General features: G+C 64.9%; 10 protein-coding genes. 4 read left to right on the top strand and 6 right to left on the bottom strand.

Annotated elements, in window-relative coordinates; translation table 11 throughout:
* Window positions 1-234 precede the first annotated feature (234 nt).
* The 4 genes from QXZ85_RS24205 to QXZ85_RS24190 all read right to left on the bottom strand — a co-directional run bounded on the left by QXZ85_RS24205 (window position 235) and on the right by QXZ85_RS24190 (window position 6253).
* Window positions 235-2448, bottom strand: coding sequence for a 3-hydroxyacyl-CoA dehydrogenase NAD-binding domain-containing protein (locus tag QXZ85_RS24205; RefSeq protein ID WP_315702800.1), 2214 nt, complete (start codon window positions 2446-2448; stop codon window positions 235-237).
* Between the two features lie 171 nt (window positions 2449-2619).
* Entirely contained in the window at window positions 2620-3828 is a 1209-nt protein-coding gene (locus QXZ85_RS24200; RefSeq protein ID WP_315702799.1) for an acetyl-CoA C-acetyltransferase, read from the bottom strand.
* Between the two features lie 104 nt (window positions 3829-3932).
* On the bottom strand, window positions 3933-5723 hold the full coding sequence (locus tag QXZ85_RS24195; protein WP_315762550.1) for an acyl-CoA dehydrogenase C-terminal domain-containing protein: 1791 nt from the start codon (window positions 5721-5723) through the stop codon (window positions 3933-3935).
* 134 nt (window positions 5724-5857) lie between these two features.
* Window positions 5858-6253, bottom strand: a complete 396-nt coding sequence (locus QXZ85_RS24190) for a nuclear transport factor 2 family protein (protein WP_315702797.1) — start codon at window positions 6251-6253, stop codon at window positions 5858-5860.
* Between the two features lie 137 nt (window positions 6254-6390).
* On the opposite strand from QXZ85_RS24190, the gene QXZ85_RS24185 reads away from it, so the two are divergent.
* From QXZ85_RS24185 to QXZ85_RS24170, 4 genes are all read left to right on the top strand, one after another.
* The gene (locus QXZ85_RS24185) at window positions 6391-6972 is read left to right on the top strand and encodes a PadR family transcriptional regulator (RefSeq protein ID WP_315702796.1); all 582 of its coding nucleotides are present in this window, start codon (window positions 6391-6393) and stop codon (window positions 6970-6972) included.
* A 191-nt stretch (window positions 6973-7163) separates the two neighbouring features.
* Window positions 7164-10646 (top strand): hypothetical protein, encoded by a 3483-nt coding sequence (locus QXZ85_RS24180; protein ID WP_315702795.1) that lies wholly within the window; start codon window positions 7164-7166, stop codon window positions 10644-10646.
* A 366-nt stretch (window positions 10647-11012) separates the two neighbouring features.
* Window positions 11013-11939, top strand: coding sequence for a sulfite exporter TauE/SafE family protein (locus QXZ85_RS24175; RefSeq protein ID WP_315702794.1), 927 nt, complete (start codon window positions 11013-11015; stop codon window positions 11937-11939).
* The gene (locus tag QXZ85_RS24170) at window positions 11936-12718 is read left to right on the top strand and encodes a TIGR02186 family protein (RefSeq protein WP_409977458.1); all 783 of its coding nucleotides are present in this window, start codon (window positions 11936-11938) and stop codon (window positions 12716-12718) included. Before QXZ85_RS24175 ends, QXZ85_RS24170 begins: the two co-directional genes overlap by 4 nt.
* Before the next feature lie 63 nt (window positions 12719-12781).
* On the opposite strand, the gene QXZ85_RS24165 is transcribed toward QXZ85_RS24170, so the two are convergent.
* Both QXZ85_RS24165 and QXZ85_RS24160 read right to left on the bottom strand, forming a co-directional pair.
* A complete protein-coding gene (locus QXZ85_RS24165; protein ID WP_315702793.1) occupies window positions 12782-13543 on the bottom strand; it encodes an MBL fold metallo-hydrolase in 762 nt (253 codons plus the stop codon).
* Window positions 13540-14472: a DMT family transporter gene (locus tag QXZ85_RS24160; protein ID WP_316175035.1), complete on the bottom strand. Its 933-nt coding sequence runs from the start codon at window positions 14470-14472 to the stop codon at window positions 13540-13542. The genes QXZ85_RS24165 and QXZ85_RS24160 overlap by 4 nt, the downstream gene beginning before the upstream one ends.
* Window positions 14473-14557 lie beyond the last annotated feature (85 nt).

Raw genomic sequence — 14557 nt, 5'->3', positions numbered from 1 at the left:
GCGACCGACGATCCCTCCCGCGGCCGTCCTTCGAGACTCTCGCCTCCGGCGAGCTCCTCGGGGACGACGCCTTATTTTGTCACAAAATAGCAGACCCTCATGGTGAGGGCGCGGCGAAGCCGCGCGTCTCGAGGCCATGCCCCTGCTTGACGCCATAGGCGATAGCCCTCCCCGCAACGGGGAGGGGAGTTCGCGGTTATGCGGTGCTATCGAGCTCGCCTCACGCGCGCCGCGTCAAGCCGCCGCCTTCTTCGGCGGGAAGCGGCCATAGAAGGTCTCGCCCTTCTCTGCCATCTCCTCCAGCAACTTCGGGGGCGTGAAGCGCGGGCCGTATTTGGCTGCGAATTTGTGGCACAGCGCGACGAAGGTCTTGGTTCCCATGAAGTCGATATACGACAGCGTGCCGCCGGTGAACGGCGCGAAGCCGAACCCTAAGATCGAGCCGACATCCGCTTCGCGCATATCGGTGATGACATGGTCCTCGACCGTGCGCGCAGCTTCGACCGCCTGCACCACCAGGAAGCGCTGCTTCAGTTCCTCGACATCGAGCGTATCGGGATCGAGGTGCTTGGGCTGCAGCTTCGGCAGCTCCGGCCACAGGCTCTTCTGGCCCTTGCCCTTCTCGGGATAGTCGTAAAAGCCCTTGCCGTTCTTGCGGCCGAAGCGGCCCAGCTTCTCGACCAGCTCGACCATCAGCTTCTTGTGGTCCTGGTTGATCGCGTTCGCGCCGAGATCAGCCTCGGTCGCCTTCATGATCTTCAGGCCGAGATCGAGCGCGACCTCGTCCGACAGTGACAGCGGACCAACCGGCATGCCCGCCATCTTGGCGGCGTTCTCGATCATGGCCGGCGGCACGCCCTCCAGGAACATCTCGTTGCCTTCGGCGATGTAGCGCATCACGCAGCGGTTGGCGAAGAAGCCGCGGGAGTCGTTGACCACGATCGGCGTCTTGCCGATGACGCGGACATAATCCAGCGCGGTCGCCAGCGCGACGTCGCCGGTATTCTTGCCTACGATGATCTCGACCAGCATCATCTTCTCGACCGGCGAGAAGAAGTGAATGCCGATGAAGCGGCCCTGGTCCTTGAACTCCTCGGCCAGCGAGTTGATCGGCAGGGTCGAGGTGTTGGAAGCGAAGATCGCGCCTTCTTTCAGCAGCGGCTGCGCCTTGGCGTAGGTCTCGGCCTTGACCTTGCGGTCCTCGAACACGGCCTCGATCACGAGATCGCAATCCTTCAGCACCGCGTAATCGGCCGTCGCTGTGATCCGGCCCAGGATGGCCTCGGCCTCGCCCGGCTTGGCGCGGCCCTTCTTGACGAGATCATCGATAACGCTCTTCGCATGCGCCTTGCCCTTGTCGGCGCTCTCCTGGTCGCGATCGATCAGCACGACCTCAAGCCCGGCGCGGGCCGAGACATAGCCGACGGAGGCGCCCATGAATCCGGCGCCGATCACGGCGAGCTTCTTGATCTTGGTCGGCGCCACGCCTGCCGGCCGGCGCGCGCCCTTGTTCAATTCCTGCATCGACAGGAACAGGCTGCGGATCATTGCCGCCGCTTCCTTCGAACGCAGGATGTGGGCGAAGTAACGCGACTCGACGCGCAGTGCGGCGTCGATGGGCAGCTGCAGGCCTTCATACACGCAGCTCATGATCGCGCGCGCGGCCGGATAGTTGTCGTAGGTCTCGCGGCGATAGATCGCGTTGCCGGCCGGGAACATCATCATGCCCGCCTTGGAGAACACGGGACCGCCGGGCAGCTTAAAGCCCTTTTCGTCCCAGGGCTGAACAGCCTTGCCGCCACCCTTGATCCAATCCTTCGCCGCCTTGATGAGATCGGCGGCCGGCACGACCGCGTCGACCAGCTTCAGGGCCTTGGCCTTGTCGAGCGTGAGCGCCTCGCCTTTCAGAAGCAGGTTCATCGCGTCCTGCGGCTGCACGATGCGCGGCACGCGCTGGGTGCCGCCAGCGCCCGGAAACAGGCCGACCTTGATCTCGGGCAGGCCGAGCCGGGTCTTCGGGTTCTCAGCCGCAACGCGATAATGGCATGACAGGGTCAGCTCGAAGCCGCCGCCAAGCGCAAGCCCGTTGATCGCGGCGACCCACGGCTTACCCGAAGTTTCCATGGCGCGATAGATCAGCGAAAAGCGGCGGCTGTTATCGAACAGCATCTGGTTGGCCGCTTCCTCGCCCTTGCTCTTCAGCAGATCGACATAGGCGCGGTTCATGCCTTCCAGCATCGACAGATCGGCGCCGGCGCAGAACGCCTCCTTGGCCGAGGTGATGACGACGCCCTTGATCGCCGCGTCCGCGGTGGTGTCCTTGACGATGGTCTCGAGCTCGATCGCCGAGGTCTCGTCCAGCACGTTCATCGAACGTCCGGGAATATCCCAGGTGACGAGCGCAATGCCGTCGGCGTCGGTCTCGACTTTGAAATTCTTGAAGGCCATTTGGTGCTCCCAGATATGAGAAGGGCGCGCTGGTACAGCATCAGCCCCGGGGGGGAATTCCTCTCCCCTCCCCCTTGCGGGGAGGGGTTGGGGGTGGGGGTCCTCACGGGCAGAGGAGCGCTTGGCACCCCCCTCCCCGACCCTCCCCCGCAAGGGGGAGGGAGCCCACCGTCACACCCGCTCGATGATGGTCGCGGTGCCCATGCCGCCGCCGATGCACAGCGTGACCAGCGCGGTTGCCTTGTTGGTGCGCTCCAATTCGTCGAGTACGGTACCGAGGATCATCGCGCCGGTCGCGCCGAGCGGATGGCCGAGCGCGATGGCGCCGCCGTTGACGTTGATCTTCGAATTGTCGATCTCGAACGCCTGGATGTAGCGCAGCACCACTGAAGCAAAGGCCTCGTTGAGCTCGAACAGGTCGATGTCCGACGTCTTCATGCCGGACCGCTCGAACAGCTTGTTGGTGACGTCGACCGGGCCGGTCAGCATCATCGCCGGCTCCGAGCCGATATTGGCGAAGGCACGGATCTTGGCGCGCGCCTTCAGGCCATATTTCGCCCCCGCCTCCTTGCTGCCGAGCAGCACGGCGCCGGCGCCGTCGACGATGCCCGATGAGTTGCCGGCATGATGCACGTAGTTGACGCGCTCGATCTCCGGATGGGACTGGATCGCGACCGCGTCGAAGCCGCCCATCTGCGCCATCTGCACGAATGACGGCTGCAGCTGCGCCAAGGTCTGCATCGTGGTCGAGGGGCGCATGTGCTCGTCCTTGGCGAGGATCGTGAGCCCGTTGATATCCTTCACCGGCACCACTGACTTGTCGAACCGGCCCTCATCCCAGGCCTTGGCCGCGCGCTGCTGGCTCTGCACCGCATAGGCATCCACGTCGTCGCGCGAGAAGCCGTATTTGGTGGCGATCAGGTCGGCCGAGACGCCCTGCGGCATGAAATAGGCGGGCACCGCGATGGAGGGGTCCATTGGCCAGGCGCCGCCGGAGGCGCCGATGCCGACGCGGCTCATGGATTCGGCGCCGCCGCCGATCACGAGATCATGCTGGCCACTCATGATCTGCGCGGCGGCGAAGTTCACGGCATCGAGGCCGGAGGCACAGAAGCGGCTGATCTGCACGCCCGGCACTGCGTCGCCGAGCCCTGCGTTGAGCGCGGCGAAACGAGCGATGTCGGAGCCGGCCTCGCCCACCGGGTCCACGACGCCGAGCACGACGTCATCGACACAATCCTCCGGCAGGTTGTTGCGCTCCTTCAATGCCTTCAGCGGCACGCTGGCGAGCCCCAGCGCCGTGACCTCATGCAACGCGCCGTCCGGCTTGCCACGGCCGCGCGGGGTGCGAACGTGGTCGTAGATATAGGCCTCAGGCATCACGCCCTCCTGATATTATGATGATCGTCATTTATAGCAGACTTTACGGCGGACTGGCTCCGGCAGACCGGCATGGCAGGCCAGCCAAACCGGCCCTCAGTCCGTCAGAACGCCTCCGCCGGAAGCTCCATGATGGTCGCGCAGCCGGACTGAATCCGCGCCAGATGCGCTGCCGTTTCCGGCAGCACGCGCTCCATGAAGAAGCGGCCGGTGGTGAGCTTGGTGGACAGATATGCGGTCGTGCCCGAGGCCGCAATCTTGTCTTGCGCGACCTTGGCCATCTTCGCCCACATATAGGCGAAGGTGACGAGGCCGAAGAGATGAAGATAATCGGTGGCCGCCGCGCCTGCATTGTCCGGCTTGGTCATCGCGTTCTGCATCAGCCAGGTCGTCGCCTGCTGCAGATGCCCGAGCGCGGTCGAGAGCGGCGCGACGAACGGCTGCATCGCCTCGTCGGCGCCATGCTCCCTGGCGAAGGAGCCGACCTCGGCGAAGAACGCCATCACCGCGCGGCCGCCGTCGCGCGGCAACTTGCGGCCGACAAGATCGAGCGCCTGAATGCCGTTGGCGCCCTCGTAGATCATCGCGATGCGCGCATCACGGACGAACTGCTCCATGCCGTGCTCGGCGATGTAACCATGACCGCCGAACATCTGCTGCGCCTGCACCGCATTGGCAAAGCCCATGTCGGTCATGTAGCCCTTCATGACCGGGGTCATCAGGCCCATGTGGTCGTCGGCGGCCTGGCGGTCCTTCGGATCCTGCGAGCGATGCGCGACGTCGCTCTTCAGCGACGTCCAGATCACCATCGCACGTGCCGCCTCGTTGAAGGCGCGGATGGTCAGCAGCGTGCGGCGCACGTCCGGATGCACGATGATCGGATCCGCCGGCTTGTCGGCAGCTTTCGCGCCGGTGAGCGAGCGGCCCTGGATGCGTTCGCGCGCATAGGCCGCAGCGTTCTGATAGGCGACCTCCGACTGCGCAAGACCCTGGACGGCGACGCCGAGCCGAGCCTCGTTCATCATCACGAACATGCCCTGCATGCCCTTGTTCTCTTCACCGATCAGCCAGCCGGTGGCGTTGTCGTAGTTCATCACACAGGTCGAATTGCCGTGGATGCCCATCTTGTGCTCGATCGAGCCGCAGGCGACGCCGTTACGCGCGCCCACCGATCCATCGGGATTGACCAGGAATTTCGGCACGACGAACAGCGAGACGCCCTTGATGCCGGCGGGCGCGCCTTCGATGCGGGCGAGCACCAGATGGATGATGTTGTCCGCCAAGTCATGCTCACCGGCGGAGATGAAGATCTTGGTGCCCGTGATCTTGAAGCTGCCGTCGGCCTGGCGCACCGCCTTGGTGCGGAGCAGACCGAGATCGGTGCCGCAATGCGGCTCCGTCAGGTTCATGGTGCCGGTCCATTCGCCCGCCACCATCTTCGGCACATAGGTCTTCTTCTGCTCCTCGTTGCCATGCACGATCAGCGCTGCGGTCGCGCCCATGGTGAGGCCGCCATACATCGAGAAGGCCATGTTGGCGGAGCACTGGAATTCGTTGACGGCCTGGCTCAAGGTCACCGGCAGGCCCTGGCCGCCATACTCCGTCGGGGCGGAAAGCCCGAGCCAGCCGCCTTCGGCGACCTGCTTGTAGGCGTCCTTGAAGCCCTTCGGCGTGGTGACGCTGCCGTCGTCATGGCGCTTGCAGCCCTCGGTGTCGCCGCTGCGATTGAGCGGCTGCAGCACTTCTTCCGCGAGCTTGGCGGCCTCGCCGATGATCGCATCGCGGACGTCTGCCGAAGCGTCCGAGAAGCCGGGTAGATTGTCATAACGGTCGATCTGGAAAACGTCGTTGAGCAGGAAGCTCACATCGTCCACGGGGGCTTTGTAGATCGGCATCTCTGGGTCTCCGACAGGCGGGCTATGGCGGGCTTCAGTTGGTTTCGGATGCTGCGATTATGGATGGCCGGCAGCAGACTGTAGCGATTTCAGGCTGACAGCGGCAGCCGTTGCTTTGTGGTGCTTTGGCGCAGTCACGCCTTTTGCGCGTTCTGCAATTGCTCTCCCATCAGGCGGTGCAACAAGTTGATCGCCTTCAAGGGGCGGACCATCACCTTGAAATGGGTGATGCGATCATCGGCGTCGAAGGTGATGATGTCGACGCCGTTGAGTTTGACGCCCTCGATCTCATTCTCGAATTCGAGCACCGCTCCGGTCGCGCTGCGCCATTCGCCGACATAGGTGAAGCCGGGGCCGCCTAAGACTTTCTCAGCACTCGTCAGATATTTGAACGTGATGTCGCGTCCGCGCTGGGGCGTATGGACGACCGGACTCTCGAACACCGCGTCCGGATGCAGCAATTCCCACAGCGCGCTCGCGTCGTGAGACTTCATGTAGCCGTACCATTTCGCAAGGCCGGTCGTTGTCATGTGGCGTCTCCTCGAGACGGCGCGCGCCAAAAGCGCTGCCACCCCATATGCACATTGACGCATATGCGCCGTTGTGCATAATGTCAAGCGTGCAGCCGGGTGGGACGCGATCAGAAAAAAGGGAGCAGTTTCCGGCCATGGCTCTTGGCGACGCCATCCTCGCATGCCTGACCGAACATCCGATGACGGGCTATGAGCTCGCCAAGACGTTCGATTCCTCGATCGGATTTTTCTGGAAGACCGACCACCAGCAGATCTATCGCGAGCTCTCGCGCTTGCGCGACCGTGGTTACATCCAGGGCCGCGAGGTGGTGCAGACGGGAAAGCCGAACAAGCTGGTCTATACGCTTACCCCCGAGGGCCGCACCGCGTTCCGGCACTGGGCGGCGCGGCCGAGCACGCCGGCCTCGATCAAGGATGATCTCTTGATCCGGCTCTATGCACTCGGCGCCGCCGATGTCGAGCCGTTGCGCGCTGATCTGATGGCGCGCCTGGAGCACCATCGCGATCGCGCCGATCGCTACGACCGCATCCTGAAGAAGCGCTTTCCCGACGGCACGGCTGCGCCGTCCGATCTCGGCAAGCTTCTGAACCTTCGGCTCGGGCTGCGCCATGAGCGCATGGTCGCCGAGTGGTGCGAAGAGGCGATCACTGCCCTGTCTGCGATTGCGAGCGCCGTGGTGCCGCTCGATCCGGATGCGCGCAAAACCACGGGTTAAGCTATTTCCGCGTGCGGCTGCGAACTTTTAGCGAGGCAGGGCCGCCGGACTTAACGCGTTATTTACCGTAAAAGTCAAATGTCTGGAACTGGAGCAGACGACCTTCGTGGATTCCGATCATCTTGACGCCGGGACGCGTGGGGAGGCTGGAGGCGCTGGGTGGAGCGCCGGTAGCGGAACCGGACGAGAGCATGAATTCGCGCGTATCGTGGAGTAGTGAGGGCATCGACCCGTCCGTTCGTGAAAGGGCCGAAGCCGCGGCGCAACGCGCCGGCCTGTCGCTCAACGACTGGATCAACTCGACACTTGGTGCATCCGCACCGCCGGATTTCCGCCGCCCGCAGGACCCTCGCGCGATCGCAACGGCACGCGAAACCCGCGAGCGTGAGACCCGCGAGGTCGCCGACATCCACCAGCGGCTCGACTCGATCGCGCGGCAGATCGAGCAGATGTCACGTCCTGCCGCCCGCAAGGACAATCTGCGCGACGAGCAAGGGGTCGCACGACAGCTCAACGACGCGATCTCGCGGCTCGATGCGCGGCTGTCGCAGATTTCGACGCCGCTGCGCAAGCCGGCGACGGAGGAACATTATCAGGGCCCTGACGGCGTCGAGCGCGCGGCTGCGCAGCTCTATCGCCATCCGATGCCGCTGAGCCCGGCCTCGCTCGATATGGCGGTGGCCGAGATCAGCGCCCGGCAGAGCGAGCTCGATAATGCGTCGGCTTCGCCGCGCTCGCTCCCACCGCATCATGCGCCCCCCACCGCGCCGGTGATGGCTCCCGCTGCGGCCCCGGTGATGACGCCAGCTGTGGCCCCCTCGCCGGCCCCGGACTATTCCTCGCTCGAACGCCAGCTTCTGAAGATCACCAGCCAGATCGAGGCACTGCAGCGCCCCGACGATGGCCTCGAGCAATCGATCGCAGCGTTTCGCAACGAACTTTCCGAGATCCGCCATGCCATCACCGAGGCGATGCCGCGGCAGGCGATCGAGACCATCGAGAACGAGATCCGCTCGCTGTCGCGCCGCATCGATGAGAACCGGCAGAGCGGCGTCGACGGCCAGGCGCTTGCGGGCATCGAACGGACGCTCAAGGACATCCGCGAGGTGGTCGGCTCGCTCACGCCGGCCGAGCAGCTGACCGGCTATGCCGAGGCGATCCACAATCTCGGCGCCAAGCTCGATCTGATCCTGCGCACCAATGACGATCCCGCGACCGTGCAGCAGCTGGAGAGCGCGATCGCCGCTCTGCGCGCCATCGTCGCCAATATCGCCTCCAATGATGCACTGGAGCGTCTGTCGGAAGATCTGAGGCTGTTGTCCTCCAAGGTCGATCAGGTGACCGAGGCGCGCGACAACCGCGATTCCTTTGCCGCGCTTGAACAACGCATCGCAGCCCTTACCGCGACCCTCGAAAGCCGCGAGCGGACAGCGGCTCCCGCGGAGAACACGGCACAGATCGAAGAAGCGTTGCGCGGGCTGTCCGACCGGATCGACCGCCTGCAGGTCGGCAGCGACAGCGCATCGGCCCTTACGCATCTCGAACAGCGCATCTCGTATCTCTTGGAGCGCCTGGAGGCCGCGAACGATCCGCGCAGCGGCAACATGTCCCGCGTCGAGAACGGGCTCCAGGACATCCTGCGCTATCTCGAGCGCCAGCAGGCGACGTTTGCGGCCCTTTCCGAAGCAAGGTCGCAGCGCAGCGAGGCTGCATCGGACAATGGACTGATCGACCTGGTCAAGCGCGAGCTGTCCGATCTCCGCTTCAGCCAGACCGAGACCGACCGCCACACCCAGGGTTCGTTGGAAGCGGTTCACAACACGCTCGGTCATGTGGTGGATCGGCTGGCGACGATCGAAGGCGATCTGCGCAACGTGCGTGCGGCTCCCGCGCAACCAGCATCGCCGCCGCTGGTGCCGCAAATGGCGGCGCCCGAGCCGCAGGCGGATGGGTACAAGCCGGCGTCCTTCGAACGCGGCAAACCGGAGTCCTACCGGCCGGAACTGCCAAACCCGGCGGCGCAGACCGGTGCGCTGGATGCGAACGAGACTGCGCGGCAGGGTGCAAACCAAGCGATCTTTGCCGCGGCGCCGCGCGATTTCCACGCGGCCGCTGCGCCCGCCTCCGCCCTCACGCCGCCGATTCCGCCCAAGGCGATCGCCGATATCCTGGAGCCGCATACGGCGCAGGCGCCGCGTCCTGCGGCCATGCTGCCCGAACTGCCGCCGGATCATCCCCTGGAGCCGGGCACGCGGCCTCCCGGTCGGACATCACCAGCCGAACGCATTGCGGCCTCGGAAAGCGCGCTCGGCGATCTTCCGGTCGGCAAGCGCGAACCGGTCTCGACCTCGAGCTTCATCGCTGCGGCGCGCCGCGCAGCGCAAGCCGCTGCCGCTCAGCCGGCCGAGAGCAAAAAGCCCGCCGAGAAGAAGAAAAAGGACAAGGTCAAGGAGGCCGCCAAGCCGGCGCCGAAGGCGAAGGAGCAGGCGGCCGTCATCGTCGGCCCGGAGGTCGAGGAGGAAGCCTCCACGCTCGGCGCCAAGATCCGCTCGCTCCTCGTCGGGGCCAGCGTCGTCGTGATCGTGCTCGGCACCTTCAAGCTCGCCATGTCGCTGCTCGACAGCGGCAGCACACCGCCGCCGGCTCCCCCGATCGAAAGCCAAACCCAGAGCCAGAACGAGGCACAGCCGCCGCGGATGCCGCCAGCCGCGCTGGCGAGGCCTGCCGCGCCGGACCAAACGACCCCGTCGCTGACGTCACCCACTCCCATCGACCGGCAGTCCTATAATCGCGCAATGCCGAGCGAGGCAGAGACGATCGCGATGCTGGCGATCCCGCAGGATCAGGACAAATCCGCGGCCCCGCCGCCCGCGGCAAGCGACATCACCGGCACGATCCCGACGGCCGGCAATGGCCAGGGCCTCGGCACGATCCAGGTGCCGCCGACCGAGCGGCTGCCGGACACGATCGGCGGTCCCGTGCTGCGCAACGCCGCCCTGAAGGGCGATCCGGCCGCGGCCTACGAGGTCGCCGTGCGGTTTGCCGAAGGCAAGGGCGTGCCGTCGAATTTCGACGAGTCCGCGAAGTGGTATGACCGCGCAGCGCAGGCCGGACTGATCCCGGCGGTCTTCCGGCTCGGCACCCTCTACGAGAAGGGCCTTGGCGTGAAGAAGGATGTCGACATCGCGCGCCGCTATTACGTGGTTGCTGCCGAGCGCGGCAACGCCAAGGCGATGCACAATCTTGCGGTGCTGGACGCCGATGGCGGCGGCAAGGGCGCAAACTACAAGAGTGCCTCGCAATGGTTCCGGAAAGCCGCCGAGCGTGGCGTCGCCGACAGCCAGTTCAATCTCGGTATCCTCTATGCCCGCGGCATCGGCGTGGAGCAGAACCTCGCCGAATCCTACAAATGGTTCAGCCTGGCGGCCGCACAGGGCGATGCCGATGCCGGCCGCAAACGCGACGATGTCGCAAAGCGCCTCGACCCGCAGTCGCTGGCTGCCGCAAAGCTGGCCATCCAGACCTTCACCGCCGAGCCGCAGCCGGATGATGCAGTCAATGTGCCTGCACCTGCCGGCGGCTGGGATGCCCCGCCTGCGCAGACGACCACCAAGCCTGCGGCCAAGGCAGCCCCCGCCAAGCATGTGACGACGACGGCAGCCGCTTCGCGTTGATTTCCGGCGTGAGCACAAAGCCGGCGATGTCATCCATTGTCCTCGCCCGGAGACAATCCGGGCTGGGGCTTGTTCGTACGTGAGACCATCCGCGCCTGCCCTTGCACATGCGCGAAGCGCGAGCGCTGGATGAACCTCGCGCTGCGGCCGGCGTCACAAATGTGATGGCCGCCGCCGTACGTCTCTCCATCTTTGATTAGGCCGGAAGAGGAATCCCCGACCTCGCGGCAAAAAAGCCGCAAGGGGGGGATTTCATGTCCCGCCGCCTGCGCATTTCGGCTATTCAAGGAGCACAAGAGTCACGCGCGTGAGCGGCGGGCTGCTCGCGCGAAAAGAGCCACGAGTCCCGACCACGAGCTGACGCGCGTGCAGATCTATCTCCCGATCGCCGATATCCCGGTCAACATCTTCCTGCTGCTCGCCATGGGCGCGGCGGTCGGCTTCGTCTCCGGCATGTTCGGCATCGGCGGCGGCTTCCTGATGACCCCGCTCTTGATCTTCGTCGGCATCACACCGGGCGTTGCCGTCGCCTCGGTGTCCAGCCACATCGCCGCATCATCCTTTTCCGGCGCGCTCTCCTATTGGCGGCGGCGGGCGATCGATCCGTCACTGGCCTCGGTGCTCCTGGTCGGCGGCGCGATCGGCACAGCGCTCGGGGTCTCCACCTTCACGCTGTTGCGCGCCCTCGGCCAACTCGACCTGATGATCGCGCTTTCCTATGTCGCTCTGCTCACATCGGTCGGCGGGGTGATGGTCTGGGAGGGCGTGCGTGCCTTGCTGCGCACGCGCCGCGGCGAGTTCGTCGCGGTACGACGGCCGGGCAGCCATGTCTGGATCCACGGGCTGCCCCTGAAGATGCGGTTCAAGCGCTCCAAGATCTATGTCTCGGTCATTCCCGTCATCGTCATCGGCGTCATCATCGGCTTTCTCGGCGCGGTAATGGGCATCGGCGGCGGCTTCATCCTGGTGCCGCTCCTGATCTATCTGCTGCGGGTGCCGACCTCGACCGTGATCGGCACCTCGATGGTGCTCACGCTCGCGACCATGCTCATCGCAACCATGCTGCACGCAATCAGCAATCATCTGGTCGATGCCGTGCTGGCCCTGATCCTGATGGTCGGCGGCGTCACCGGCGCGCAATTCGGAGCCCGCGCCGGCCAGATGATCCGCAGCGAGCAACTGCGTCTGCTGCTCGGGCTGTTGATTCTCGCGGTCGGTATCCGCTTTGCCGTCGAACTCGTGATCCGGCCCGAAGACCTGTTCACGATCCGCGAGACGGGAGTGAGCGAATGAGCGCGCGCCGGCTCATTGCAGGCATGGCACTGGCCCTTGCGCTCAGTGCCACTGCTCCTGCACGAGCCGAGCGACTGATCGTCTCGGTGTCGAATCACCGGGTCACCGTGACGCCGAACTACGCCGGCGAGGAGCTGGTGCTGTTCGGCTCGGTCGAAAAGGATGCGCAGACGCCGTCGATGCGGGCGAGCTACGATCTGGTCGTGACCGTGCTCGGACCGCGCGCCGACATGGTGACGCGGCGCAAGGAACGCAAATTCGGCATCTGGATCAACACCGACTCGCGGCAGTTTCTGAAAGTCCCCGGCTATCTCGCGCTGTTCGCCAACCGGTCTTTCGAGGCGATCGCGCCGCCCGAGGTGCAGCGCCGGCAGCAGCTTGGACTCAACAATGTGCTGCTGACCCAGCGGGTGGGTCCGGATTATGCCGACGTGGTACCGAACGATGCCTTCCGCAGCGCTTTCGTGCGGCTGCAGTCGCAGCATGGCCTCTATCGCGAGGATACTTCGGCCGTTACCTTCCTGACGCCGACCTTGTTCCGAACCGGCATTCCGCTGCCGGCCGCCGTGCCGATCGGCACCTATGAGGTGGAGATCAAGCTGTTCGCCAACGGCACTTTCATCAGCAAGACCGAAACCGCGTTCGAAATCGTCAAGATCGGCTTCGAACAGTTCGTGGCGACCACGGCGCGGCAAAATGGCTTGATTTATGGCCTCGTCACGACAGCCATGGCGCTGATGACCGGATGGATGGCGTCGATCGTATTCAGGCGCGATTGATCCTGTCCATCGTTGCCAGCGAGGCTTCGTCGCTGACGCTCCTCGACATGACGGAATCGACCACTACACCTCGATCGCGGTCCGCACCCCCGGCTCCAGCAGCTTCAACCGCGGGCCGAAGCCGAGTGCATCGAAGGTGGCTCGCAGGTCCTGCGCGCTCTGCCGGAAATGCGCCCAGCCGTCGGTGTGAACGGGCACGATCAGCGCGTCGGGAAAGACGCGTGCCGTCTCGATCGTGTCGTTGGTATCCATCGTCAGATGAAACGGCCCGCGGGTCTGCGCCGCGCCCGCGAACGGCAGCACCACACCCGCCTTGAAGCGACGCGCGACTTCGGCAACTCCGTCATAGAACACCGTGTCGCCGCTGACATAGATCGGTGCGCTTTGCTGCGGCTGCAGCACGAAGCCGATGACGTCGCCGGCGAACGGCTCGATACCGGCCGGACCGTGACGCGCTGGCGTCGCGGTGACCGTCAGCGTCTTGCCCTCCTTGGTGAGTTGCGTCGTTGCCCAGGGCGCAAGCCCCTCCGCATGACCTTCCAGCCGCTTGGCGCCGATCTCCGTGGTCAGCACCCGGGCTGCTCGCCTGAGAAAATCGCGGCCACCATGATCGAGATTGTCCGAATGCTGGTCATGGCTCAACAGCACCGCATCGATCTCACCGACCGTATCAGGCCCGAGCGCCGGACCGATCAGCTTCTCCAGCTTCACGTGAGGCAGTTGATAACTGCCCGGCTGGTCGAAGGTCGGATCGGTGAGAAGGCGAAAGCCGTCGATCTCGATCAAGGCGGTCGGGCCGCCGATCAGCGTGATGGAAAGGTTCATGCTTTGACTCCCACAGCTTGGACCGCCCGAGCCGGCGCGCGCGTCACCAGATAGATGCCGAGCGCGACGGGAACGACGCCGAACAGATCCTGCAACGCGACGTGCTCCCCGAGCACGAGGAAGGCGAAGATCATCGCCAGGGGCGGCATCAGGAAGTGATAGGCGCTGGCGGCGATCGCGCCACACACTTTCAGGAGATGGAACCACAGCACATAGGCGAGGATTGATCCGCCGAAGACGAGGAAGGCGAAAGCGCCGATCAGCTGCGGGTTCAGCGTGACCGCATCCGCGCTGGAAAAGGCATACGCAAACGGCCACAGCACGATGCCGGCCGAAAGGTTCTGAATGCCGTTGCCGATCCACAGGCTTCCCTTCGGCGCGAGCTGCTTGAACAGGATGGTGCCGGATACGATCGAGGCCAGCGCAGCCAAAGTGTAGAGGATGCCGTCAAGCTGGTCGGTGCCGACCGACATCCGGTGCCAGACGATCATGGCGACGCCGACGATGCCGAGCGTGAGGCCTGCGACCTTGCGCCAGGTGAGTGCCTCGCCGAGCAACAGTGCGGCGAATACAGCGGTGAACACTGGATTGGCCGATACGATGAGGCCGCCGAGCCCGGCCGAGACCGTCTTCAGGCCGGTATAGCCGAGACCGAGATAGAGCGCGTTGTTGGCGATGCCGATCACGGCGAACACGATCGCATCGCGCCAGGACATCGCCCAGGCGTCGCGGCGGATGGCCGAAACCGCCAGAATCAAGATGCCGGCCAGAGAGAACCGCGCGGCCAGCAGCAGCAGCGGCGGGCAATAGGTCACGCCGATCTTGCCGGCGACGAAGGCAAAGCTCCAGAGCAGGCAGAACAGGCCGATCTCGACCGGCAGGTAATTCAACCCAGAGCGCGAGATGGGAACCGAGGGGGCAAGCGACACCGGCATTCTCCTTTACCCACCCATGTACGGCCGCCGCTTCCCATTTGGAAATTAAATGATAAACTTAACTCCAGTGGTTTTTTGA

This window comes from Bradyrhizobium sp. SZCCHNGR1005 (assembly GCF_032489995.1).
GTDB lineage: Bacteria > Pseudomonadota > Alphaproteobacteria > Rhizobiales > Xanthobacteraceae > Bradyrhizobium.
This window is presented reverse-complemented; position numbering and strand designations above follow the sequence as displayed.